The sequence below is a fragment of the Fortiea contorta PCC 7126 genome (assembly GCF_000332295.1).
In the GTDB taxonomy this organism is placed as follows: domain Bacteria; phylum Cyanobacteriota; class Cyanobacteriia; order Cyanobacteriales; family Nostocaceae; genus Fortiea; species Fortiea contorta.
The window spans coordinates 2,380,110-2,406,389 of sequence record NZ_KB235930.1; the positions used below are offsets into that span (position 1 = coordinate 2,380,110).

21 protein-coding genes are annotated in these 26,280 nt (G+C 39.3%); 13 read left to right on the plus strand and 8 right to left on the minus strand.

What is annotated here, in order from left to right; all coding sequences use genetic code 11:
* Window positions 1-48: 48 nt before the first annotated feature.
* The 4 genes from MIC7126_RS27455 (at window position 49) to MIC7126_RS0110945 (ending at window position 4,928) form a co-directional block, all read left to right on the plus strand.
* Window positions 49-1,521 (plus strand): oligosaccharide flippase family protein, encoded by a 1,473-nt coding sequence (locus tag MIC7126_RS27455; RefSeq protein WP_017653181.1) that lies wholly within the window; start codon window positions 49-51, stop codon window positions 1,519-1,521.
* A 48-nt stretch (window positions 1,522-1,569) separates the two neighbouring features.
* Window positions 1,570-2,712 (plus strand): EpsG family protein, encoded by a 1,143-nt coding sequence (locus tag MIC7126_RS0110935; RefSeq protein WP_017653182.1) that lies wholly within the window; start codon window positions 1,570-1,572, stop codon window positions 2,710-2,712.
* 39 nt (window positions 2,713-2,751) lie between these two features.
* A complete protein-coding gene (locus tag MIC7126_RS0110940) occupies window positions 2,752-3,801 on the plus strand; it encodes a glycosyltransferase (RefSeq protein ID WP_154655874.1) in 1,050 nt (349 codons plus the stop codon).
* 65 nt (window positions 3,802-3,866) lie between these two features.
* Window positions 3,867-4,928, plus strand: coding sequence for a glycosyltransferase family 2 protein (locus MIC7126_RS0110945; protein ID WP_017653184.1), 1,062 nt, complete (start codon window positions 3,867-3,869; stop codon window positions 4,926-4,928).
* 39 nt (window positions 4,929-4,967) lie between these two features.
* Here the strand turns inward: MIC7126_RS0110945 and rfbD are convergent, their stop codons facing one another.
* The 5 genes from rfbD to MIC7126_RS0110970 form a co-directional block, all read right to left on the minus strand.
* On the minus strand, window positions 4,968-5,849 hold the full coding sequence (rfbD, locus tag MIC7126_RS0110950) for a dTDP-4-dehydrorhamnose reductase (RefSeq protein ID WP_017653185.1): 882 nt from the start codon (window positions 5,847-5,849) through the stop codon (window positions 4,968-4,970).
* Window positions 5,846-6,391, minus strand: coding sequence for a dTDP-4-dehydrorhamnose 3,5-epimerase (gene rfbC / locus MIC7126_RS0110955; RefSeq protein WP_017653186.1), 546 nt, complete (start codon window positions 6,389-6,391; stop codon window positions 5,846-5,848). The genes rfbD and rfbC overlap by 4 nt, the downstream gene beginning before the upstream one ends.
* 10 nt (window positions 6,392-6,401) lie before the next feature.
* Window positions 6,402-7,337, minus strand: a complete 936-nt coding sequence (gene rfbA, locus MIC7126_RS0110960; protein WP_017653187.1) for a glucose-1-phosphate thymidylyltransferase RfbA — start codon at window positions 7,335-7,337, stop codon at window positions 6,402-6,404.
* Window positions 7,338-7,382: 45 nt separating this feature from the next.
* Window positions 7,383-8,453, minus strand: coding sequence for a dTDP-glucose 4,6-dehydratase (rfbB, locus tag MIC7126_RS0110965; RefSeq protein ID WP_017653188.1), 1,071 nt, complete (start codon window positions 8,451-8,453; stop codon window positions 7,383-7,385).
* Window positions 8,454-8,657: 204 nt separating this feature from the next.
* Window positions 8,658-9,596: an NAD-dependent epimerase/dehydratase family protein gene (locus MIC7126_RS0110970; protein WP_017653189.1), complete on the minus strand. Its 939-nt coding sequence runs from the start codon at window positions 9,594-9,596 to the stop codon at window positions 8,658-8,660.
* A gap of 260 nt (window positions 9,597-9,856) precedes the next feature.
* On the opposite strand from MIC7126_RS0110970, the gene MIC7126_RS0110975 reads away from it, so the two are divergent.
* From MIC7126_RS0110975 to MIC7126_RS0110990, 4 genes are all read left to right on the plus strand, one after another.
* The gene (locus MIC7126_RS0110975; protein WP_017653190.1) at window positions 9,857-10,999 is read left to right on the plus strand and encodes a glycosyltransferase; all 1,143 of its coding nucleotides are present in this window, start codon (window positions 9,857-9,859) and stop codon (window positions 10,997-10,999) included.
* Between the two features lie 112 nt (window positions 11,000-11,111).
* Window positions 11,112-11,870, plus strand: a complete 759-nt coding sequence (locus tag MIC7126_RS0110980; protein ID WP_017653191.1) for an undecaprenyl-phosphate galactose phosphotransferase family protein — start codon at window positions 11,112-11,114, stop codon at window positions 11,868-11,870.
* A gap of 550 nt (window positions 11,871-12,420) precedes the next feature.
* Window positions 12,421-13,500 (plus strand): GDP-mannose 4,6-dehydratase, encoded by a 1,080-nt coding sequence (gene gmd, locus MIC7126_RS0110985; RefSeq protein ID WP_017653192.1) that lies wholly within the window; start codon window positions 12,421-12,423, stop codon window positions 13,498-13,500.
* Between the two features lie 23 nt (window positions 13,501-13,523).
* Window positions 13,524-14,468, plus strand: a complete 945-nt coding sequence (locus MIC7126_RS0110990; RefSeq protein WP_026100175.1) for a GDP-L-fucose synthase family protein — start codon at window positions 13,524-13,526, stop codon at window positions 14,466-14,468.
* A 152-nt stretch (window positions 14,469-14,620) separates the two neighbouring features.
* On the opposite strand, the gene MIC7126_RS0110995 is transcribed toward MIC7126_RS0110990, so the two are convergent.
* The gene (locus MIC7126_RS0110995) at window positions 14,621-16,174 is read right to left on the minus strand and encodes a phytoene desaturase family protein (protein WP_017653194.1); all 1,554 of its coding nucleotides are present in this window, start codon (window positions 16,172-16,174) and stop codon (window positions 14,621-14,623) included.
* Window positions 16,175-16,588: 414 nt separating this feature from the next.
* On the opposite strand from MIC7126_RS0110995, the gene MIC7126_RS0111000 reads away from it, so the two are divergent.
* Window positions 16,589-17,374: an MlaE family ABC transporter permease gene (locus MIC7126_RS0111000; protein ID WP_017653195.1), complete on the plus strand. Its 786-nt coding sequence runs from the start codon at window positions 16,589-16,591 to the stop codon at window positions 17,372-17,374.
* Between the two features lie 110 nt (window positions 17,375-17,484).
* Window positions 17,485-19,131 carry a dipeptide ABC transporter ATP-binding protein gene (locus tag MIC7126_RS0111005; protein ID WP_017653196.1) on the plus strand — a complete coding sequence of 549 codons (1,647 nt, stop codon included), beginning with the start codon at window positions 17,485-17,487 and terminating at the stop codon, window positions 19,129-19,131.
* 22 nt (window positions 19,132-19,153) lie between these two features.
* Here MIC7126_RS0111005 and MIC7126_RS0111010 read toward each other — a convergent pair whose 3' ends face one another.
* A complete protein-coding gene (locus MIC7126_RS0111010) occupies window positions 19,154-20,086 on the minus strand; it encodes a hypothetical protein (protein ID WP_017653197.1) in 933 nt (310 codons plus the stop codon).
* Between the two features lie 304 nt (window positions 20,087-20,390).
* Here MIC7126_RS0111010 and MIC7126_RS0111015 point away from each other — a divergent pair, with 304 nt between their 5' ends.
* Both MIC7126_RS0111015 and MIC7126_RS0111020 read left to right on the plus strand, forming a co-directional pair.
* The gene (locus MIC7126_RS0111015; RefSeq protein ID WP_017653198.1) at window positions 20,391-20,894 is read left to right on the plus strand and encodes a GNAT family N-acetyltransferase; all 504 of its coding nucleotides are present in this window, start codon (window positions 20,391-20,393) and stop codon (window positions 20,892-20,894) included.
* A gap of 622 nt (window positions 20,895-21,516) precedes the next feature.
* Window positions 21,517-22,869 (plus strand): tetratricopeptide repeat protein, encoded by a 1,353-nt coding sequence (locus tag MIC7126_RS0111020; RefSeq protein ID WP_017653199.1) that lies wholly within the window; start codon window positions 21,517-21,519, stop codon window positions 22,867-22,869.
* A gap of 136 nt (window positions 22,870-23,005) precedes the next feature.
* On the opposite strand, the gene MIC7126_RS0111025 is transcribed toward MIC7126_RS0111020, so the two are convergent.
* Window positions 23,006-25,537, minus strand: coding sequence for a DNA gyrase/topoisomerase IV subunit A (locus MIC7126_RS0111025; RefSeq protein WP_017653200.1), 2,532 nt, complete (start codon window positions 25,535-25,537; stop codon window positions 23,006-23,008).
* 226 nt (window positions 25,538-25,763) lie between these two features.
* On the opposite strand from MIC7126_RS0111025, the gene MIC7126_RS0111030 reads away from it, so the two are divergent.
* The gene (locus MIC7126_RS0111030; protein WP_017653201.1) at window positions 25,764-26,159 is read left to right on the plus strand and encodes a response regulator; all 396 of its coding nucleotides are present in this window, start codon (window positions 25,764-25,766) and stop codon (window positions 26,157-26,159) included.
* The last annotated feature ends 121 nt before the right edge of the window (window positions 26,160-26,280 follow it).

Below are 26,280 nucleotides of genomic sequence, written 5' to 3' on the forward strand. Positions count from 1 at the left end.
AAACAAAGGACTACTAGGAATTGTTTAGCTAGCATCGTGGCGGTCTAGATGGGAAACAAGCTGTTAAAAAACAGTTTTTATAACGCTATAGCAGGAGCCGCACGCATTGGACTAGCTTTATTAACAATTCCTGCACTAATTCGCCTACTTGGAATTAAGGAATATGGCTTATGGGCGTTAGCTTCTGCAGTGGTAGACTTAATTGCTTTATCTGGTAACGGTATTTCAGTAACGACAACAGTCTTTGGTTCACAAGACCTAACGCAAGACAATTCAGAGTCAGGTTTATCTAAAACATTAACAGTTATTGCTGGAGGTACTTTCTTAATTGCCTCATTAGCAATGATTGCACTCTGGTTTAGTGCTGAATCAATTATCCTGTTGTTTCCGCAACTTGAAGTTGACCAAAAAGCAATGGTTATACAAGCTTTCCAAATTGGAGGGTTAGTAATTTGGTCTAGGTTAATGCAGCAAGTTTTGATGGGAATTGAGCAAGCTTACCAAAAATACGGGGAACTTAACCTGATAAATACTCTACAGAATGTATTGCTAAGTTTAGGACTATTTATTGTTGCTTGGATGGGTGGACGAACAATTGAACTGATGCAGTGGCAAGTAGTTACATGTGTCATAATTTTGTTGAGCCATCTTTGGACTGTTAAAAAGCTAGTTAAAGGTTTAAATCTACAACTTATTTGGGAAGCTAAAAAAGCTGCTGATATTCTACAACATAGTTTTGTCAGTTGGTTAATTTGCTTAGGCAGCGTTTCTTTTGGCAGAGGTGATAGACTAATTGTTGCCTCAGTACTAGGTTCGGAAAATTTAGGTATTTACGCAGCAATTACTGATGCAACATCAGCAATGAATAATTTTGCAGCTCTACCAGTTCAGCCTATTGTTCCATTACTCAGCAATCCATTATCAGACACAGATACAGGTAAAGTAAAACTTAAACAACAAATTAAACAAACTTTTCATTTAAATGCAATAATTGCCTTAATTTCCGCAGCTTGGTTGTTTACCTTAGCGCCGTTTGTTATAGAATTTTTACTTAAAAATGCATCAAGTAATGTTAGTATTTATGCATTTAAAATCGCTGTCATCATTTATGGTCTTGCTGCCCTAAATGCAGTAGGATTTTACGTTCTTTTGAGTTTAGCCATAAATTTAGCAATGCTACTTCAATTAACAAGTAGTTTTTTGGCATTACTATTAATTACTTTTGGAGCTACTAGTTTTGGATTATTGGGTGCAGTGGTAGGTAATTTAGGTTTTCTCGCTACATGGATCATGCTTTATTTAGCTATGAAACAATTAAATTTTTCAAAATGGTTTTGGTTACAATGTTTAGCTTTACCCTTGTTATGGTTTTTAGTCTCTATATTAACTTGTTTGTTAACATCTAATTATTTATATATAAACATTATACTTCTGGCGATTGAAACATTAATTTTAATAGCCTGGTTTTTAAAAACACAAAAACAAAATCTTTTGATAACATTAGCTAAGTCTAAAGTTTAATATACTAATCGAAATAACCATCTTGTATCAAGATAAATTAAATTCAATATGACAGAAGAAATCGTCAAATTTTTTCCCAGTGTATACTTTATAACTATTTTATTTTTATATTATCTAATTAATTATATTAATTTTTCTCGTCGAGAAATTCTGCAAATACTATTTATTTCTTATTGTGGTTGGGGCGTTTTTCTTGGTTCGAGAAACATATATGACGACATAACTTTAGACCCATATATTTTTCATGACCAAGCAAAAAATTTATCTATAGGAGAATTATGGAGTGATAATTTTCCTAAAATAGATATACTATTACAATTAATAATTAAGTTTTTCTTGAGTATAGTAGGTAATGACATCCTAGCAATGATTTTGACTCAGCTTGTATTAGTGAGTATCATTTTTTTCGGAGTTTTATACTTCACGAGTTTTAACCCCAATTCACTTTTACTGACAATATCATTTTTAGTGTTCACAAACACGGGTGTGTTGTTGACTGGAAACTTTTTAAGACAGGGACTAGCTGTTGCGATTTTTATTAATATTCTTCATTTGGCGACATCATGCTTTGACTCTAGTAAAAAAAACAGATCAAAGTCTTTCAAAGTATGGTATTTATTTCTACTTGCAATCGCTCAGATATTTTCTCACTTATCAAGTATATACTTGTTAATAAGCTTAGGACTTGCTGAGAGTTTTCAAGTCAAAAGATTGTCTCAGCCATTGTTTTTAATATCATTTTTATTATTCTCTATATTTATTCTATTTATAGGTCAATTTCTTTTCTTGAGTTCTAATGAAATTTATGGTGGATATGAAGGTGCATATGCTGAAGGTAGAGATATTTTATATATAAAGTTAGTAATTGATGCAGTAGTTTTATTTTCATTAATGTTATTGAAAAAAATATTGCCTAACATAGAAAGTAATAATTTTAGTTTACTTTTCAAATCTTGTATTATGCTATTCATCGCATGTTTATTCTACTCTTATGCTCCTGTTATTTCTTTACGTCTTGAATATTATTTAAATTTTCTTTTAATTATTGTTTTTGCATCGTTAATTTCCAGCAATTCCTTAGATAATAGACGCATAATTAAAAGAATTACATTGCTTTCCATTACTCTCATGTATTGCTATTCATTTTTTGTTTATAATCATCCATCAATCACTAGAACTATGATTTTCTAAACAATTGTAAATAGTTGAAATTGATATTAAGTATTTCATATGCACATAAAATATATTTGTTTTCCTAAAAACCCTAATTTAAATCATTGCGCTGAATCATTTGATATAGCACTAAAATCAAATGGTAATAGCAATAATAATGAATGTATAAATGTTATTCATCATCTTGATAATGTAAATTTTTTCAAGCTTATTGTTATGATGATAAATTTGCCGTCTAGCGACAAGATGTCATTGTTTTTATTTGCAATTCAATTTAAATATCTAGTTTTAAATATAATTTTGAGAATTTTTAGTAAAATTTTTAATAAAGATTTACAAGTGTACTATCTCATGCATGAACCACGTTATGAGAAAGGAAGAATTAATCCAGTAAAAGCATATATTGTTTATTACTATCATTTATTAATTGGTTATTTAGCAGATAAAATTTTTCTTCCCAGCGATGAAGCTTTACTGAAAGCTAAAACTTTTATCGCCAGCCATAAGCTTTACCAAGTAAATTTAACATTTGCGTCCGTTCCTAAACAAGAACTGGAAAAAAATTTATCACGCTTGAAATTTGATTGGGAAAATCTGAAAACTTTTTCTTTATTAGGTACATCTTCTCAAGATAAAAATCCTCAAGGTTTCTTATCTTTTGCAGATATGCTCAACAAAGTTTACGCTGACAAGTCTCAATTTATTCGTGCTGGACGCGATAGTAATATACACGTAAATTATGATGATGAGCTAATAATTAGATTTCCTGGATACATGTCTGCTAGTGCTAAAAAGTTTTTGCTTGGCTTAACGCACTTTGTTGTAATTCCCTACAGCTTTTCTACTCAGAGTGGTGTAATAGCTGAAGCATTGAGTTATGGGAAATTATTAATTGTCAATGATATACCTGCATTTTCTCATTTAAAAGAGTTACAATTTGTTTTTGTGATTGATTTTAATGACGAAAAATCTATATTAAAACTCGTAGATGAGATATTTATGATGAATGTCAATGAATATGAATCTCGTTATTACCAGTCCTTAAAATACTTTCAAGAAAATCATTCTGAAAGTTATCTTGCACAAAAATTGCTTGATGTTTTATAAAAATCTTTGGAGAAAGTTTTAATTTAATGAAGGCAGTAAGAGGAAATCAAAAATAATAAATTAAAATGCATAACGCAACTTTGCCTACTATATCACTAGCTATTCCTACATACAATGAAGCAAGCCATATAAAAAAATTAATCAAAGGATTTCTCTCAACTGAATATCCTAATTTAATTGAAATAATTGTGGCTGATGGTGGAAGTACTGATGATACTCAAGAGATTGTCCAGAAACTATCTGTAGAAGACTCTCGTGTTCAACTCATACACAATCCCCTCAAAATTCAATCTGCTGGTCTGAATTTAATTTTACATGAATGCAAAGGTGAGGTTTTTCTCAGAGCAGACGCACATTCAGATTATGCGCCTGACTATATTGAAAAATGTATAGAAGCATTATTAGAATCCAAAGCTGTAAATGTTGGTGGAGCGCAACGTTTTGCAGCTAAAACACCTTTTCAAGCCGGAATAGCTTTAAGTTCCAAAAGTATTTTAGGTAGTGGTGGCGCTAAATATCGAGATGTTGATTATGACGGATATGCTGAAACTGTGTATTTAGGATGTTTTTGGAGAAAATCTTTATTAGAAGTTTCTGGATATTGTGTGGAAGCAACTCCTAATGAAGATGCAGAATTGAATCAACGATTAATTAAAGATAATTCCCAAGCGATATATATTAGTTCCAAAATTCATGTTTGGTATTATCCCAGAAAAACTTGGAAATCTCTATGGATTCAATATTTTAAATACGGTGGTGGTCGCTACCGAACAACTACCAAGCATTCAATTAAGTTACAGATGCGGGGAATGATACCGTTTTTAGTAATATCTATCACAACTTTAATATTGTTTGTTGACTTACTATTTCCTCAGTTAGGATTACCGATGGAAATATTAGTTTTGTGTGGGATTTTATTACCTTTTCTGGAAAGTTGGCGTATAACTGCTAAATTTAACAAAGACTTTGTTGCAGAAATTTGGCGAGGTGATAAGGATAAAATTCCCTCATTTCTCAGTCGCTGGTTTTTATGTGGAGTTACATTATTAATAATGCCACTTGCTCACTCTTCTGGTTACGCTTATCAGCTAGTTCGACACAAAATATTGAGAGTTAGTGATTGGTAGAGCCAAGCTTTTAACGTCCTCGCAAAAACTGCAAATCTGCTAATAATTATTAGTTATTACCAAATCTAAAATCTTTTCCCAATCTGGCAAAAATAATCCAAATGTATGAGACAATTTCTTATTCTCTAATAAAGAATTAGCTGGTCTACTGGCGGCTGTGGGATACTCTGCTGTGGTAATCGCTAGCAATCTTTGCAATTTGCGACTTGATTTAATATCATCTACCAAAATTGCTTTGGCGAATTCATACCAGCTAGTTTGTCCACTAGCTGTGAGATGATAAATCCCGCTTTTATTGGCTATAAAATCAGTCACATTCTGTGGAGATTGGAACAAAATTTGAGCAGTGATTTCTGCAATCATTCGGCTCCAAGTTGGGGCGCCAATTTGATCATCTACAACTCTAATTTCTTCTCGTTCTTGAGCTAGTTTTAACATTGTCAATAAAAAATTTTTACCCCGCAGTCCATAAACCCAACTGGTGCGTAAAATTAAATAAGGTACACCAACAGATATGATCGCTTGTTCACCAGCTAGTTTGGTTTTACCATAGATATTCTGGGGGTTTGGTTGGTCTAATTCAGTATATGCAGTGGCTTTTGCACCATTAAATACATAATCTGTGGAATAATGGATCATGGCTGCACCGACCCTTGCTGCTGCTTGAGCGATCGCACCTACAGCCACACCGTTAATTAACATAGCCAATTCAGGCTCTGATTCTGCTCGGTCTACCGCTGTATAAGCCGCTGCGTTGATAATTAAGTTTGGTTTTATTTCTGCAATTATCGAAAAAATGGTGTCTGGTTCGGCTAAATCCATTTGGTGACGTTTTACAGCAATAACTTCACCCACCGTCATTAAGGTGCGTTGTAATTCCCAGCCTACCTGTCCAGTGACACCTGTTAGTAAGATTTTCATGCAAACACCTCTGCGTTCTTTAGCAATTGACCGGCTTTATCTTTCGCAGACAAAATTGGGTCTTCTGTCATCGGCCAAGCGATCGCTAAATCTGGATCATTCCACAAAATGGTACGCTCATACTGGGGTGCATAGTAATCTGTCGTTTTATATAAAACTTCAGTAGCTTCTGAAAGTACCACAAAACCATGAGCAAAACCCGGTGGTATCCAAAACTGGCGTTGATTTTCGGCTGTCAAATACATCCCTTCCCACTGACAAAAAGTCGGAGAACTCTTTCTCAAATCTACAGCGACATCAAATATTGAACCTACCGCAACTCTCACCAGTTTTCCTTGGGGTTGCTGGATTTGATAATGTAAACCCCGCAAAACATTGTGAGCAGAACGCGAATGATTGTCCTGGACAAAATGTTGATTAATACCTACCTTTTCTAAAAACTTTTTCTCGTTATAACTTTCATAAAAAAAACCACGATCGTCACCAAAAATTTGTGGTTCAATTACGAGCAAATTATGAATTTTCGTCTGTATTACCTGCATTTTTTGAATCTCAATTAATTGTCAAAATTGCTGTGCTATGGGGATATACTTTGTGCTGTTTGCTAGTTATGGTATGATGTTCATTCTCTAAAATTGCCATCAAATAGCGACCATAACTACTCTTAGCCATAGGTTCAGTTAAACAACGCAGTTGCTCTGCATCTATATACCCTTGAGTGTAAGCAATTTCTTCAACACAAGCTATTTTTAGTCCTTGTCTCTCTTCTAGGGTTTGGATAAAATTACTGGCTTGATGCAACGATTCATGAGTACCAGTATCTAACCAAGCATATCCTCGTCCTAATAATTCTACTCGCAATTGACCTTGCTGCAAATACGCTAAATTCAAATCTGTAATTTCTAGTTCATTGCGAGCGGAAGGTTTTAGACTAGCAGCTATTTCTGCTACTTGATAATCATAAAAATAAATACCAGGAACAGCATATTTAGATTTAGGAATTAGAGGTTTTTCCTCAATACTAATCGCTTGCTGATTTTGGTCAAATTCGATTACTCCATACTGCTGAGGTTCTTTGACCTGATAACCAAAAACCAATCCACCTGTTTTCAGAGTTGCGGCTTTTGTTAAAACTTCTGTGAAACCATGCCCATAGAAAATATTGTCACCTAAAATTAAACAAACTGGCTCGTTGGCAATAAAATCTTTACCCAAAATAAAAGCCTGTGCTAAACCGTCTGGCTGGGGTTGCTCAACATAACTAAACTGCAAACCCCACTGATTACCATCGCTTAACAAGTGTTGAAAAAATGGCAAATCTTTAGGAGTTGAAATAATCAAAATCTCTCGAATACCTGCCAACATTAACACAGATAAGGGATAATAAATCATCGGCTTATCATAAACAGGCATCAATTGCTTACTAATTGCATAGGTTATGGGATAAAGACGTGTACCAGAACCACCAGCTAAGATAATACCTTTCATGTTACGTCACTCGTCACAACAACAAAATTACTATTAGCTATAGTCTTAAACTTGGCGATGATCATAATTTTTTTGCAACCAAGTTTGATAAGATCCAGAACGTACTTGATTCACCCATTCTGAGTTACTAAGATACCATTGGACTGTTTTGAATAAACCGCTATCAAAGTTTTCTTGAGGTTGCCAACCTAAATCTCTGTTAATCTTACTACAGTCGATTGCATATCGTTTGTCGTGACCAGGACGGTCTTTGACAAAAGTGATTAAAGATGAATGGCGATAATCAGATTTAGGCGCTAAATCGTCAAGAATTGCACAAATATTTTCCACAACAGTCAAGTTAGCTTGTTCATTCAATCCGCCAATATTGTAAGTTTCTGCAATTTTTCCTTGTTGAAGAACTAAATATATAGCCTCACAATGATCCGTGACATAAAGCCAATCGCGGATATTTTGACCATCACCATATATAGGTAATGGTTTACCATCTAAAGCATTGAGAATAGTTAAAGGAATAAGTTTTTCGGGAAACTGACGAGGCCCGTAATTGTTGGAGCAATTTGTGGTTAAAGTTGGCAATCCATAGGTATGATTGTAGACGCGGACAAAATGATCAGATGCTGCTTTAGAAGCTGCATAAGGACTATTAGGAGCGTATGGTGTATCTTCTCTAAAAGCTGGTTCTTGAGGAGTGAGTGAACCGTATACTTCATCTGTAGATACATGTAAAAAGCGAAACTTTTGCTGTTTTTGTAGAGATAATTGTTGCCAATAAAGCCGACTAGCTTCTAATAACTGAAAAGTTCCCACTACATTTGTTTCAATAAAGTCACGAGGGCTAAATATGGAACGATCAACATGACTTTCTGCTGCAAAATTGATAATTGCATCTGGTTGATATTGTTTGAGTAAGTAATTGACTAATTCTGCATTGTTGATATCTCCTTGCACAAAATTATAGTCAGGATCATTTTGCAGTTCTGCTAAGGTTTGTAGGTTACTGGCGTAAGTCAGTTTATCTAAATTAATCACCTTAGCCCATTTTTTTTGTCGAGCTAGAATAATAAAGTTAGCACCGATGAATCCGGCTCCGCCAGTCACTAATATTGTCAACATCTTTCTTCAAAATCCTTGGTTAATATTTATTGCTCATGCTAAATATTCCTCTGATTACATCAATAATTCAGAGATTTATTGGTTGAGCATTTTCTATTTAATCGATAATAGTGAAGAAAAATTTTATTGACAACTCATGACTCTAACGTTATCTGAGCACAACTGATGACCCTGACCTTGGAGATTGCCAACTTAGCTCTGCATTCACGCTGATTTTAAAATTTCTTCGTCTACAGAAAAATCAATTTCTATTTTATCTCGTCCCGTTGCCAGATAATCATTAATAAATGAATCAGTTAGTCCAGAAATTAAATCATACTCTGGTTGCCAACCTAATTCTGTAGTTGCCTTCTGTACCGACGCAAAGAAGTGCTGTACCCGCATGGGAAAAGCCTTGCGCTTACCGAAATCGAATTGTTTTGCGTCATAATGGACAATTTTCACCGCATCTGGTGATTTACCAGCAGCTTGTAAACAAGCACGGGCTAAACCATCAAAAGTAACAAAGCGATCGCCCGAAATATTATAAATTTGTCCTACGGCCTGGGAATTACCGATAACTTGAACCATTGCCTTGGCTAAGTCTTTGACATGACCTAATTGGGTGATGTGTAAACCATTACCAGGAACGGGAATTGGGCGATCGCGGACTATTCTATCAAAAAACCAGCTCTCTAAATCGTTATAATTCAGCGGCCCATAAATGTAAGTCGGGCGAATCGAGGTAAACGGTAATCCTGATTGGGAAAGAAAGGTTTCCGTTTCCTGCTTTCCTAGATGGCGACTTTTGGGATCTACCGCATCTCCTTCCACATGAGGTAATTGATCCGATTTGAGATATACCCCCGCCGAACTCATATACACAAAATGTTGCACACGGCCTTGAAAAATTTCCGCCAGTGGTTGAGTATCAGTAAGTTCTCTGCCGTTATTGTCAAAAACGACATCAAAATTTTCTTGTGATAACTTCGCTTTTAGCTGAACAGCGTCAGTGCGATCGCCTATAATTTGTCCTACTCCCTGTAAGGATGGTACGGGACGATTACCACGATTGAACAGTACCACCTCATGTCCTTGTTCCACGAGCAGTTGAGTCAGGTATACACCAATGAACCGAGTACCACCCATCACTAAAATTCGCATAGATTCCCACTTCCTTCGTCAGTTCCGATCAAGGGGTAGGGGTTAGGGGCTGGAAAAGTGTTTTTCCATGTCCAATACCCAATTTCCCATCCCCAATTCCTTTGAGATTATCAGGTTACAGTATCCTCCTGGAACCAGTTTCGGGAAAATCGCGTCAGCAAATGTATCTGGGGCGCTTCCCATTATCTAGTTATCAGGGAAACTTTTCAGTTAACCTCACTATTTGCCTTAATTATTTTCTACCTAATTAAAAATTAGCGGTGCCCTTGAAATATGCTCTGGTTCATGAGTGGCTGACGCCCAAAGCCACCGGGGGTTCAGAATTAGTTGTTCGGGAGATTTTGCGTCACATTGATGCTGATTTGTACGCCCTCATCGACTTTGAATCCAACAATCCCGAAAGTTATTTATACAAGCGTCAGATTGGCAAGACATTTCTCCAGCGTTTTCCCTATGCTCGTAATGGTATACAAAATTACCTGCCTTTGTGGCCATTAGCGATTGAACAGCTGGATTTGCGTCAATATGACGTAATTCTGTCTTCATCCCACGCAGTAGCAAAAGGAGTTCTCACTACTCCTGAGCAGTTACATATTTGCTATTGCCATAGCCCCATGCGTTACGCTTGGGATTTAACCTTTGATTACCTAAACCAGAGCCAGATGGGGAGAGGAATTCCGGGGTGGATAGCGCGGTATCTACTACATCGTCTGCGTCAGTGGGATGTATTGAGTGCGAATCGCGTTGATTATTTTATTGCTAACTCGCATTACACAGCTAAAAGGATTTGGCGCTGCTATCGACGAGAAGCAAAAGTGATTTATCCCCCAGTAAATGTTGAGGCATTTCCTTTTTTTTCCCAAAAAGAGGATTTTTACCTGACTGTTTCCCGGTTGGTAAGTTACAAGCAGGTATCTTTGATTATCAAAGCTTTTAATCAACTGCAAAAACCTTTAGTAGTAATTGGCACAGGCTCAGAAATGAAACATCTTTGTGCGATCGCTAGTCCTAATATTCAAATACTTGGATGGCAACCTGATGATGTAGTAAAAAAATATATGGCCAAAGCAAAAGCGTTTGTGTATGCGGCTTGTGAAGACTTTGGCATTGCCTTAGTCGAAGCCCAAGCTTGTGGTACACCAGTAATCGCCTACGGTGCTGGAGGTGCACTAGAAACAGTGCGAGACCTCCGCTCTCACCCAGATACAGGCACCGGCATCTTTTTTTCCCAGCAAGTAGAAGCAGCTTTAGTAGAGGCCGTAGAAAAATTTGAAATCTACGCAGATGCGTTGAATCCTGAGTATGCAAGACAACATGCTGCTCAGTTTTCCAGAAAAGCCTTTGCACAAAGCTATCAAGATTTTGTTTTCCAGTGCAGTCAAAAAAGACCTGCTAGGGAGTGATGGCGAGGATTTGTACCCTCGTTTTTTAGGCTTTTGGAAAATTAACCCCAGAAGCACCTCCTTTTAGCTTTAAGATTGGGACTATGTGTGGTGTGGATTGTTAAGGAGTATGATGACTGCCCAGAGTTCTCTCCTCTCCGGCAAGCGAGGCCTACGGCAAGACGCTAGCGGGTCTACGCGTACTTTATTGAAACGCGGTCAACAGAAAAAGACTCGTACGGTACAACCAAAAGGTTTGTCTTTTCAAGGCTTGAACGGAGAGTTTGCCAAACGACTTTTCGATATTGTGTTTTCGCTTTCAGTTTTGATCCTGTTTTTTCCCATTTACTTAATCTTGGCTTTGCTGATTGCCATCAGCTCACAAGGCCCGATTTTTTATGTCCAAGAACGGGTAGGTAAAAATTATAAACCCTTTAACTGTATTAAATTTCGCACAATGGTGAGCAATGCTGACGAAATTCTCGTGCAAATGATGGAAACATCACCGCAAATGCGACAAGAATTTGAAAGCAGTTTTAAGCTCAAGCATGACCCCCGAATTACAAAAATTGGGCAGTTTTTGCGAATTACCAGCCTGGATGAATTTCCTCAGTTCTGGAACGTGTTAAAAGGTGACATGAGTGTTGTCGGCCCCCGACCGCTAGTAGCTGAAGAACTACCAAAATATGGTTGTCATATCGACCAGATTTTAACCATAAGACCGGGTATCACCGGATTATGGCAGGTTTCCGGGCGTAATGACATACCCTATCCTCGACGAGTCCAAATAGATCTACACTATGTGAAATTTAGAAACTTTTGGCTCGATTTGTGGATAATTTTGAAAACAGTCAATGTGGTAATTATGCCCAAAAACAACGGGGCATACTGAACAACTACTCAGGGTTAATTCTTTGGGGCAGTTTATGCCCCTCAGTGCCAAATTTCTTCCTACATAGCAGGCAAAAAGTTGAAAAGTTGCTGAGTATAAATATTACTGCTCCAGTTTATGCCTTTATTTACCTGACTAATGCTACATCTGAGAGCTAGATAACAGACTCTTTATGTATATATCTAAGAAATAGATAATACATTATTTAAATATTTATTTACGTATAATTACATAATTAATGTTCTCATTCTTCAGCTTTCCTGTAAAGAGCAATAGCTCTGAATCAAAACATTTGTTTCAATCTTAACAAACAACCCATTTATATAAATTTTTAGTAAAGAAAACATTGAGTAAAAACCGCAATAGTCTCTATATTTCAGCCAATTTGGCTTATTTATTCAACTAATTATATTTAAGTGAATTTATTTAAGATAGAATCCGGTTATTCAAGAATATAAGTAGGTTTACCATTAGGCAGTCAAGCACTTAACTGCTAGTTTGTAACAGTGTATAGCTGTTACTTCATCAAAGCTACAAGGAATTATTGAGCATGACGCAACAAAAGCGAGCGTTAATCACTGGTATCACCGGTCAAGACGGATCATATCTGAGCGAGTTTTTGCTAGAGCAAGGTTACGAAGTTCACGGTATTATTCGCCGGACTTCTACTTTTAACACAGACCGCATTGATCACGTCTACGAAGATCCTCATAAACAAGGTGTGCGGCTGTTTCTCCATTACGGCGACTTGACCGATGGGACAACGCTGCGCCGCATCATCGAAGAAATCAAGCCAACAGAAATTTACAACTTGGGTGCTCAATCTCACGTCCGAGTTAGCTTTGATTCACCAGAATACACGGTGGATGCGGTAGGAATGGGAACATTGCGCTTATTAGAAGCGATTCGGGATTACCAGCGGCGCACTGGAATTCAAGTGCGCTTCTATCAAGCGGGTTCTTCAGAAATGTATGGTTTGGTACAAGCAGTACCCCAGAGCGAGACTACACCATTTTATCCCCGTAGTCCCTATGCTTGTGCAAAAGTTTACGCTCACTGGCAAACCATCAACTACCGTGAATCCTACGGGTTATTTGCGTGCAATGGTATACTTTTCAACCATGAATCACCCAGACGTGGTGAAACCTTCGTGACACGGAAAATTACCAGAGCGATCGCTCAAATTGTCGCTGGCAAACAGAATAAACTGTACATGGGCAATCTTGATGCCAAGCGTGATTGGGGCTATGCCAAGGATTACGTCAGGGCAATGTGGCTCATGTTACAAAAAGACCAACCAGATGACTATGTGATCGCCACAGGCGAAACCCACTCAGTGCGGGAGTTTTTAGAACTAGCATTTAGCTATGTCAATCTCAATTGGCAAGATTACGTAGAATTTGACGAACGTTATCTGCGTCCCGCTGAAGTAGAATTGCTGATTGGCGACTCCACCAAAGCCCAGCAGAAGTTAGGCTGGAAACCATCTGTCACCTTTGAAGGACTTGTAGCTTTGATGGTAGAAGCAGACTTGCAAGCATTAGGTTATACTTCACCAAATGTCAATAATGCGCCAGTGCTCAATGACATTGCTACAGTTCGCCAACAATTAGGCGCTCTCCACTTCTGATGCACACAGCCAAGGATGAAAATATGACTGCCTTAGAACTGAAGAATAAACATATTCTCGTTACAGGTGGGGCGGGATTTCTAGGTCGTCAGGTGATCGAGCAACTGTGTCAAGCTGGAGCAGATCGTCAGAAAATTACAGTACCGCGATCGCGTGACTTTGATCTGCGAATCTGGGAAAATAACCAACGAGTTGTTGACCAGCAAAACATCGTCATCCACCTAGCCGCCCACGTCGGCGGTATCGGCCTCAACCGCGAAAAACCTGCAGAGTTATTCTACGACAACCTGATGATGGGGACTCAGCTCATCCATGCAGCCCATCAAGCCGGAGTAGAAAAATTTGTTTGTGTTGGTACGATTTGCGCTTACCCCAAATTTACGCCAGTACCATTCAAAGAAGACGACCTTTGGAATGGCTACCCAGAAGAAACTAACGCCCCTTACGGAATCGCCAAAAAAGCACTTTTAGTGCAACTGCAAGCCTATCGCCAACAATACGGCTTTAATGGTATCTACCTCCTACCAGTGAACTTATACGGCCCTGAAGATAACTTTGACCCTGGAAGTTCTCACGTTATCCCAGCATTAATTCGTAAAGTTCACGAAGCCCAAATCAAAGGCGATAAGCAACTCCCCGTTTGGGGTGATGGTAGTCCTACCCGCGAGTTTCTCTATTCAGAAGATGCAGCCAGGGGGATTGTCATGGGTACCCAGTTCTATAACGACTCGGAACCAGTTAACCTGGGCACAGGTTATGAAATCTCCATCCGCGATTTAATCACCCTAATTTGCGAACTGATGGAATTCGACGGCGAAATCGTCTGGGAAACCGACAAACCAAACGGTCAACCACGCCGTTGCTTGGACACCGAACGGGCAGAGCAGGCTTTCAATTTTACTGCTCAAGTCAGCTTCCAGCAAGGGCTAAAAAATACAATTGCATGGTATCGGCAAAACGCCGCATAACCAGACCATCAAGAATAATGCTTTGGTAGGGGCGTAGCTTGCTTCTCCGTTTCGGAGTACGGCCGTTCGCCCTTACGGAAAATCTATACTAATGGGACAGACCATCAAGTAACAGAAATCCTTACCCCGTCAGCTTTCAAACCTTTTCCCCACTATTTAGAAACCAACATAGGTTCTGTTTTGTGCCGCACTGATTGCCCAGTAATCAATTCCACTACATCCATACCGTTGCTAATTACACCCGGTACACTGGGATAACCGGCACTTGCTCCCACTAAAAACAGGTTAGACAATTCCGTTATATATCCCAAGCGATTTAAACCTACTTGTTTGGGTATCAACTTTGCACCGTAGATATTACCCTGGGGTTGTCCTAAATAAAATTCACTGGTGGTGGGTGTACCATAAACTTTCATTCGGGCGTAGGTATCGACATCAGGAATCAAATCCCGGACGCTGGTCATAATCTGCTGGTAAACTTGGCGCTTTTTGGCTTTATAGGCTTTGGGGTCGTTGGCGTGCAGATGGGCAAAAGGTTCATAAGCACAAACTGTGGCAATTTCCAAGACATGATGACCTGCTGGCCCCATTCCTGGCTCATGAGATTTCATCGTCGGGCAAGAAAGGAAAATCCACGGGTGGCTTAAATCATCTGCCAATTGGGCTTGATATTCTTGATTTAGGTCGCCTGTAGGATAGTACCAAATATTCCAGTTGCCAATACCGTAGCGTTGCGGGTCGAAGCGGCTATCTAAACCCAAATAGATATTAAAAGCGCTAGCTGAGTATTCGTAACTAGTTAGGCGCTCATGCTCTTTTTGACTAAGTGCATGAGAATCACGGATCAATTCTACCGTTAATTTGGGGTCGAGGTCGCTGATATAGGCTTTTTCGGCACGATAAATCGTACCGTTGGCGATGACATTCTGGATAACTTTATTACTAACTTGAATATGTTCTACGGGTGTTGAGTATTTAACCACACCACCACCATCTGTAATTGCTTCCACAATTGTGTCTACAAAATGCTTGAAATGGTGCTTGGGATAGTATGCTCCTTCTGAGTAGTCCCAAACTAGGGCTGTGTGAGTAATCAGGGCAATTTCTGCGGGAGGTAAGGCATAATCTCCGCTTTGTCCAGCCAGCAGTGCTTGTATTTTGGGCGACAAGCCAACATAGTTATACAAGTCTTGTAGAGTCCAATTCCGCTTCCAGAATAGATTTCTATATTTAGGCAACTTTAACCAATCAGACCATTTTTGATCAAACCAGCGCACCTCCTGCACCAAGTTGTGCATTTCATGATGGAGTTGTTTAATTTCATCGCAGTAGCGGTTGATTGCTAAGGTTTCATCTGGAAAAGTAGAGAGTAAACGTGTACGCAGATTTTCCCAACCTAAAGGAATTTTAAAATCTGCTTCTGGTGTAATCACGCGATCAATACAATCTGGATCAAGGCTATTAAAAGGGATATCGCGCTCAATGTAGTCAAGAAATTGACCTATGCTCTGACCAGCACCGCATTGGGAAATGTAATGCACGTCAGCACAAAACCTGTATTCACCATAATCAAAGGTTTGACAACAGCCTCCTGGTAAGTAATGTTTTTCTAAAACTGCTACCCGATATCCTTGTTTGCTTAAGCAGGCTGCGGCTGAAAGTCCACCCAACCCGGCTCCTAAAATCACGTAATCGAAGATTTCCATCTTGTTCTCCTTTGGTAATCTTGATATTTCTTGATTTTGGCGGTATGGTTCTTGGTTGCCGTTATTTAGTTGTCAGTAAGTCGGCAAAATTAATTACATATTGACTCGTAAAAGTATTGTTAATCGGGAGCAGGCGCAAGATAAGAAAAGTCCCAAGATGCTCTCATCCTAGCAACTGAAGATGATTGAGATTTCAATCTTTAGTTAGATTCGGTTTTTAGGTATCCTACTGGTATTGCATTGACAACACTAACTTTCATATATGTTTATGTAACTGACTTATTTCCGTTACAATCTCTCGAAAGACTAACTATGTCCAACGGTTTAGCCCCGTTACTCTCGTCAGATAAATGTTAGTAGTGGCAAGTAGTTTTTTAGCCAGAGCGAATCATCATCACGTTGAGAGGATACGAGATGGGCGTCAAACCGCGACCAAAAGAAACTAACCAGCAGTTATGGATTCTCCGCTGTTTCGCTACAGCGTTACTTTTTGGTCAAGTTTTATTACATTTTTGCCAAGGCAGGACATATTACCGGAAGGTTGTAGAACATATGGTGACTGCTGGCCCTTGCTCTATCCCGCCTGTACTGTTGGTGAGTTTTTTTGCGGGGATGATTTTTACGATTCAAACGGCTAGGGAATTGGTGCAGTTTGGTGCGGTTAATGCTGTGGGGGGTGCTTTTGCTTTAGCTTATTGCCGAGAATTAGCACCGATTTTAACTGCTAGTATTATTGCTGGACAGGTGGGTTCGGCTTTTGCGGCAGAAATAGGTGCGATGCGAGTAACTGAGCAAATTGATGCACTTTATATGCTCAAAACCGATCCTATCGATTTTCTCGTACTTCCGAGAGTAATTGCTTGCTGTTTGATGACTCCTTTGCTGACAATTTTTGCTTTGGTGACTGGGATTATTGGTGGGGCTTTTGCTGGTATGCAATTTTACCAAGTTTTGCCAGAGACATTTTTAGATTCGGTAAGAGACTTTTTAGAACCTGCAGATTTATGGATTATTTTGCTTAAAGGTTTTATTTTTGGGGTGCTTGTTGCTGTTAATGGCTGTAGCTGGGGATTAACTACCAAAGGAGGAGCTAAAGATGTGGGAGAGTCAGCAACGACGGCTGTTGTAACTACTTGGGTAGCAATTTTTATAATGGATTTTATCTTAACTTTGGCGCTATTTGAGAAACCCTCATTTTGAGGTTATATTATGTTGAAGTTAGGGGATAGGAACTAGGAGATAGGGTCTAGCCAGGATGTAGTTTATATAATTGTGAATTGCTTTATTTTCACCGACTTATTTAAATATTTATGAATAATTTATTGAGTGTGGAAAATTTGCGAGTTGCTTATCCTCAGTCTGGGGCTGAAGAACTTTCCTGGGCGGTTGATGATGTGTCTTTCACTTTAAAAGCCGGTGAAAAAATGGGCTTGGTGGGAGAGTCTGGTTGTGGTAAGTCAACCTTGGGAAGGGCTGTGATGCGTTTGTTACCGTCGTCTAGTCGGATTGAGGGACGGGCGGTATTTCTGGGAAAATCGGTGTTTGATTTAACTGCTGAGGAATTGCGAAAATTTCGTGGAGAAGCGGTAGCGCTGATTTTTCAAGATCCGATGACTCGTCTTGATCCTTTGATGACGATTGGTAATCACTGTGTGGAAACTTTGCAAGCCCACTCACCAGGATTATCTCAGCAGCAAGCGAAACAAAAAGCGATCGCTACTTTGGAAAAAGTGAAAATTCCCGCCAGTCGCTGGAATCAGTATCCCCACGAGTTTAGCGGTGGAATGCGCCAAAGGGTAGCGATCGCTCTGGCTTTACTCTTGAATCCTAAATTAATCGTTGCTGATGAACCTACCACAAGTTTGGATGTCACCGTCTCGGCGCAGATTTTACAAGAATTAACTCGCTTGTGCGCTGAAGAAAACATGGGATTGTTGCTGATTTCCCATGATTTAGCGATGGTGGCCGAATACTGCGATCGCATCGGGGTGATGTATCGAGGGAAAATGGTAGAAATGGGTACAACCAAATCTGTGTTTGGTCAACCACAACATGAGTATACGCGATCGCTTCTGAAAGCAGCTTTGCATATTCAAGCAGTTGATGGCAATGAGCAATTAACAACAGCAAGCGCCGAAGAAAAGCGAACTCCTATATTGCAGATTACAGAACTGCAGCAGCACTACACCATAGAACCTAATTTGATTGAGAGACTTTTAAAAACCCAAAGTCAAACAATTAAAGCTGTAGATGGTATTAATCTCGAACTTTATCCCGGCGAAATTCTGGGATTAGTAGGAGAATCTGGTTGCGGAAAAAGCACACTTTCTCGAACTATATTGCAACTGATTCGTCCGACTGCAGGTAAAGTTGAGTTTTTGGGAGAAGATTTAGCTACATTGTCTCCCCAAAAAATTCGCGCCTCACGAAGACAAATCCAAATGATATTTCAAGATCCTCATGCTTGTTTGAATCCAGCGATGACGGTAGGACAAAGTATCGCCGATCCTTTATTAATTCATCATTTGGCTGATGCGACTAAAGCCAAAGAACAGGTTTTATGGATGTTAGAAAAAGTGGGACTAACACCGACTGAAATTTACTATCAACGCTATCCTTCCGATTTATCTGGTGGACAGCAACAAAGAGTAGCGATCGCCCGCGCCTTAATTACCCGTCCCAAATTACTGATTTGCGATGAACCTGTGAGCATGTTAGACGCCAGTGTGCAGTCTCAGGTGCTAGATTTAATGTTGCAATTGAAAGCCGAATTTGAGTTAACTTATTTGTTTATCACCCATGACCTGTGGCTAGCGAGATTTTTGTGCGATCGCATTGCAGTGATGAATGGTGGCAAAATTGTTGAAATTGGTGCAACAAAAAATATTTTCGCTCATCCACAACACCCTTACACTAAAACTCTACTAGCTGCTGCTCCCTTACTCGCACGAGCTTAAAAGGATCGAGTATTGGTATTACTCATTCTCCACCCGAAATCAGTTTCTGATTTTCTACACCGGCACCGTATAGCTCAACAAATCTTTTAAAGAGTAACATTGTTTCGTGATTTGCAGCTAAATTTAGTTTAAATAATTTTTCTATGTTTCTTTCAGTTAGAGCTTGTAAATAAGGCAAATCTTCAAACAAGGTCAAACAAGAAGCAAAATGCAAAGCTACTTGTAGCAATGGTTTCGGCCAATCTAAATCACTATAAATATCTATAAATAGTTGATGTTCTCGATGATTTAGCGGTAAGGTTTGAAAAATGACAATAATTCTTTTGTTGTTGTAGACAGGAATGCTTAATTCTACAGTGTAGGGGGTATGTAAAATTAAATCCACTTCCACAATCGGCTGTCGCCAAATTCTCAGCGGATTGATAGGCGAATCTAAAATTGTGTGGAATTTGATAATTCCCCCGATGGGTGTAGGCTGAAAATAGCTAATATTGATAATTTTGAGATGATTTAGGCTGAACTTGTGAACACTTTCCAGGTGTTTTAAATTGAGAAGATGATAGATTTGACACAGATATGGGAAAGGTAAAATATATTCTTGACTAATCATGTGCCGCCTCTTTAACTCAAATTTATTGCTTTGAGTTGGACAGAGATAGCCTGATTGTATGTTATCGGCGTTGTCAGGATCTAATGTTGTCTCTGGTCTTAAATATAACCAACTTAAGAAAAAGAAGGAAGTTGTAAATAGCTGAAAAACTTCGAGTGCAGAGATATAACCATCAGCGAAAGCTGCTAGGCTTCTATCAGTTAATCCAAATAACCAAGAGGGAATACCTACCAGCCAAATACCATTTTTGAGTCTAATTATAAACATAGCAAGCTCGATCTCTAGAGACAGCCTACTATCTTGATTAGTTGCGCCACTCTCGTTTTCAATAGAGTTAAAAGACATATGCACTGGAGTTAAAATATTTACTCAAAACTAAAAAATAACTTTAGTTATTAAGTTCATCATAAGCTGAGGTTATCAAATCGCCCTCTGTCTTTAGCTGTAGATAAGATTTGCAAGTATTATTACTGTTTGAATTATCAAAAAGCTGCTGGAGTTTCATCTCACAAATCCAATTCGTCATCAGCAATACCTCTATATTTCGTAGCTAGGGAATTTTTACAGATGACAGCTAAATTGCTACCCTGAACGCTGTATCATTTTTAAATATTTTTATTTTTTCAAATTTTTCTACGAGACAGCAGCAATGACTATTCGCCATGCTACTGAATTTGATTTACCTGCTATTGTGGCAATTTATAATGCTGCAATTCCCGGCCGCATGGCCAGCGCTGACTTAGAGCAAGTATCTGTGGAAAGTCGTATGGCTTGGTTTCAGGGGCGATCGCCCTCTCATCGTCCGCTGTGGGTGATGGAAGTAGAAGGAGCGATCGCTGGATGGTTAAGTTTCCAATCTTTCTATGGGCGACCAGCTTACAATAAAACTGCCGAAATCAGTATTTATATCGCGCCGGCTTTCCATCGCTGCGGTTTAGGACGGGAACTCCTCGCAAAAGCAATTCATGACAGCCCCGGCTTAGGTATAAAAACTTTAGTAGGCTTTATTTTTGCCCATAATCGCCCCAGCTTAAAGTTATTTGCAACATTTGGCTTCAAAAATTGGGGAACTTTACCTAAAGTTGCCGAACTTGATGGTATTGAGCGTGACTTAATCATCATGGGACTCAGCATCCATGAGACTGTGATTTGAAAACAGCTATGGGGGCTAGAAATTGGGAGCAAGACTTTCTATCTAGTTGAGATTAAGGTCAAACCGCTGACACTAGCCCTGTTAACTGTATAAACTCTATTGATATTTATTTAAATTCCAGTTATTATACTCATCTATTTTTTTACTGGAAGACGTGTACAGAAGTTTGTTACACAAACAAAATATACTTAATACACATTTTCGTTAATGTATAAAATTTATGAAATTAATTTATTAATCTCATGAATTTATACAAATGATTTGTTGAAATCTTAATATTAGAGGAACTGTAGTTATTAAAGACTGAGTATTTACAGAGATATTTAAAGGAACTTTATCTCTAGCTGTAACTTCTATTCGGATTCAACCGCAAATCTAGAAAAAGTCTGATTACTGAAGGAGCAAAACCTTTGTGTATTATGTATTTTAGATAACATTTAGAGATAAAGTGACTCAAGATTGAAAGCACTTACTCAAATCTTATTCAAAAAGTAGAAAATCTTTACTGAATCGAAGCACGAGAGGCTACATAGAAAATGTTACGTATTACTGTAATTACTATTAACTGCATTATTAAGCAGTCTTTTATAAATTCGTGGACAAGTATAGTGCAACACTCCAAATGTTAGGAGAAGATGAGCAAAACTTAGATAACCTCCTCCGGAGGAGGCTCGGATATTACATAGAAAAGTTATCAATCAGTCGTCAAATTCAAGACCACCGAGAAGAACTGACTTGTTTGAGTCAACTAGCTAGCATCTATGAAAAACTACTTGAATACTCCCAAGCATTAGAGTACTATAAGCTACTGTTAGCGCTATCTCGGCGCATAGGTGCTGAAGATAGTCAAGATGTGACGCTATACAACATAGGTAAATGCTATCGGCAATTACATCAATTTCATGAATCTATCAAATACTTCACCAAATTATTAAAAATTACTTATGTAAATGGCAATCGCGTACTACAAGTAGTTTTAATTGGTGAACTGGGAGCCAATTATCAATCTCTGGGACAATACCAAAAAGCTATCGAGTGCTTTCAAAATCAACTGGCGATTAGTTGTGAAATTAACGAATTATGTTCGCAGCAAAAAGCTTTGAGTTCTTTAGCAAATATTTACCAGCACCAAGAAGATTATCAACAAGCTTTGGAATATGAATTGAAAGCTTTATTGATTGCTAGAGAAACAAAAGATATGAAAGCGACGGGAGACTCGCTAGTTAATATAGGTGCGATTTATCTTCAATTACAGAATTATCAAAAAACAATTGAGTTTTGTCATCATTGTTTAATGGTAGCTCAAGAAATTGGCGACCAAAATCTATTGATGTTCAGCCTGTACTACCGAGGACAAGCATACAAAAAGCTCGATAAATATCAGGAAGCGATGGAGTTATTGACAATAGCTCTGCAAATTTCTTGTGATATCGGTAATCAAAATATCAAAAGTAATATTTTGCAAGAATTAAGCGATGTTTGTAGTCAAATCAATCAACTTGAACAAGCAATAGCGTATAATCTGGAATCTTTAAATATTTGTCAGCAAATTGGCAATCAATTCGGTGAAGCTGCTGCTTTGTCTAAGATAGCGTCTACACATCAACAATTAGGCAGGAGCGAGCAAGCCTTAATTTACTATAAGCGATCGCTGGCAGTTTTCCAAATTATGGGAATTAAACCAAGTCAGCAACAAATGTTTTTTAATATCGGCAGTATTTATTATCAACAAGGGTTATATTCCCAAGCAATGGGATATATACGATCAGCGCTGGTTCTAGCTCAAGACCTGCAAAATACTCTAGAAGAAGCTCAGATATCACTAATTCTCGGTGCGACTTTTCAAAAATTAGACCGCCATCAAGAAGCTCTTGATTATTATCGTCAAACTTACAAAATATATAAAACCCTAGGAGATGAAATTCAAGCGCAACAAATGTTGCAAACTATGCACAAATTCGGCATAGAATTTTAGTTTTTAAATTTAGTTTTAACTTTGCAGTTGGATCATTGTAGAGACAGGAAATTGGACTTCGTTTCGCTTCCAAAACAGCGTCTCTACAGAATCTAACTGTGTGGTGATTCACTCGCAATAGCATGACCGATTTTTTTTAAGAAAGCGATCGCACAGGAACAACGGTGATAATTTTTTCATCGCGGTTGAGTTGGATGATGCTTTCACCTTTGCTTTCTCTGGTCAATACAGGTACTGTTTGACTGGGTATCCGCACTACCCGGTCTTTATTAGTAATTAGCGCCACTTCCTCTGTCCCCTGAACCATTACCATCGCCGCTAAATAGTCGGTTTTGCTGGTGAATTTGATCGCTTGTGTCCCTAAATCGCCCCGATTAGCTCGCTTCAACTGGGCTGCGGGTAAGCGTTTGGCGCACCCTTCTTGAGTTACTAACAGCAATTCACCTGCGCCACTTACCGCTACACAGCCAACCATTTCTTCAGATTTTCGCAAACGTAATGCTTGCAATCCCATGGCGGCTCGACCCATAATTGGTAGTTCTTGGTCACTAATTTGGAAGCGCAACAGTCGTCCACCAGAACTAGCGACGATGAGATGTTCTCCTGTATTAATTAACTGACTAAATAACAATTCATCGTCATCTTTGAGCTTGACCAGCGTTACTCCGCGACGAGTTAAGTTGGTTAATTCTTCTAAAGATAAACGTTTAATGCGTCCCTGTTTAGTCAAGAGAATCATCTGGGCGATCGCTGAATTTTCTCTTAGCAAACAGCGATTAATCACCGCTTCTTGAGCACCTTGAGCGGTGTTACTCAGCATGGTAATTAGCGGTGTTCGCTTGGGAGAACGTCCAGTCGTGGCGGGAATATCTCCCACTTTCACTGGGTAAACTTTACCACCACTGGTGAGCACCAACAAATCTTGGTTTGTGTCTGTTAACTCAGTTTGGATCAAAAAGTCATGATCATGCAGACCGTTATCAGCTTTCGGCTTTTTACCGTTTGCTAAACTGCGACGGACATAACCCCGGTGTGTAAATTCTAAAATTGTTTCTTCCGGCGGTTCGGAGGATGGAGAATGGGAAATTGGGGATTGAGAATTTTCCTCATCCGCTGCTGCTAGTCGATTTCTTGTCCCCGCATCTTCGGGTTTTCTCGTTTCTGTGATTCCAGGGATTAGCTTGGTGCGACGGTCATCGCCATATTTCCGTTTGAGCGATCGCAAATCTTTTTTGAGCGCCTTGAGTAATTCTTTGCGATCGCTCAATAATCTCCGTAACAGCGTAATTTGCTCAGTTAACTGCTCAAATTCTTGCTGTAAATTCTGCCGTTCTAAACCAGTCAAGCGTCGCAATGGCATAGCTAAAATAGCATCTGCTTGTACCTCACTCAACTCCAATCGGCTGCAAAGATTGATTTTTGCGGTGCTACCGTCAGCAGCTTGGCGCAAAATTTCGATCACTTCGTCCACATGAGACAAAGCTAAAAGTAAACCTGCTACCAAATGCGATCGATTTTCCGCTTTACCCAACTCATAACCGTAGCGACGGTTGAGAGTTTGTTCACGGAAACTTAAAAACTCTAGCAGCAGTTGACGCAAGCTTAACTGACGCGGTTGTCCATCCACCAAAGCTAAGAGAATCGCCCCAAAGTTACTTTGGAAGGCGGTTTGGTGATATAAATTTTGCAGCACTTCTTGGGGGTTAGTATCGCGCTTGAGTTCGATGACTACTCGCATTCCTTCGCGATCGCTTTCATCCCGCAAATCAGAAATTCCTTGTAATCGCCCCTGATTCACCAAGTCGGCGACCTTTTCAATCCAGCCCGCCTTGTTCACCTGATAAGGTAACTCTGTCACAATAATCGCTGTGCGGCGCTTGCTTCCCCGCGCGGCGGGAATTTCTTCTAAGGTAGCGACTCCCCGTAGGACAATACTACCCTTCCCCGTGGTGTATGCTTCCCGAATACCCGCATTCCCGACAATTTCACCACCAGTGGGAAAGTCAGGCCCAGGAATCAACTCAAACAACTTTTCATCTGTCAAATCTGGTTGGTCAATTAAAGCAATCAACCCATCAACCAATTCTCCTAAATTGTGGGGCGGTATATTCGTCGCCATCCCCACGGCGATTCCCGAACAGCCATTGAGCAACAGAAAGGGTAATTGCGCCGGGAGTACTGTTGGTTCTTGTTGAGAATTATCGAAATTGCCAATAAATTCTACAGTTTCTTCGCCGATTTCTGTCAGCATTCCCTCGTGACCAATCGGCGCGAGGCGGGTTTCTGTGTAACGCATCGCCGCCGGCGGGTCATTATCTACACTGCCAAAGTTTCCGTGTCCGCCTAGCAAAGGATAGCGGCTGGAAAAATCCTGCACCAACCTGACTAGGGCGTCATAGACCGACTGGTCGCCGTGGGGGTGATATTTACCGAGCACGTCCCCTACTACACGGGCACACTTTCGATAGGGTCTATCGGGCGTTAAACCAAGCTCATGCATCGCGTACAAAATCCGCCGATGCACCGGTTTTAAGCCATCACGGACATCCGGCAAAGCTCGCCCGACAATCACACTCATGGCATATTCAAGGTAAGACCGTTGCATCTCGGTGTGCAGGGCTGTGGTGATTACCTGTCCCGTGGAGAGAAGGTTTAACTGTTTTACCATGAGTTTTTCCCTGAAATTTAACTACACAAAAGCCACTGGAAATTAAGACTGCAGCAACCACAGCATAACGGATGAAAAGCAATTCCTAACCAAATCTTGTTAGCCATAGGATAAAAATCAGTAGTATTATCCATGATGACGGGGACACACATTGAAGATTAAAAAGGAGGCAGACAAATGTTTGACTCAGTTTGCCATCCCCCTCACCTCTATATATCAAATTCTCATGAAAACTGTTTTGATTGTCGAAGATGATTTAATTAATGCTCGCGTTTTTTCCAAGATTTTGACTAAGCGCGGTGGCTTAGACGTGAAACACACTGAAAATGTAGAAGAAGTCATCGAAATTGCCCAAGCTGGTGCAGCAGACTTGATTTTGATGGATGTTTCCCTTTCCCGGAGTGTTTATCAAGGTAAATCTGTTGATGGCATCAAAATTACACAAATGTTGAAATCTGACCCGCTAACAGCTAATTTACCTGTGATTCTGGTTACGGCTCACGCTATGGAAGGCGATCGCGAAAACTTTCTTAAACAAAGCGGCGCTAATGGTTACATCTCAAAACCCATAGTTGATCATCAACAGTTTGTTGACCAAATTATGGCACTTATACCGCAATAAATGACTACAGAATGAAGCATGGAGTTTGAACTCAAATTTCCTGCTGGATGTGAGTAATATTATTCTTTTGTAGATAAAAAATATCAACGCAGATAAACAGTTTCCGGTTTATGGCGTACTT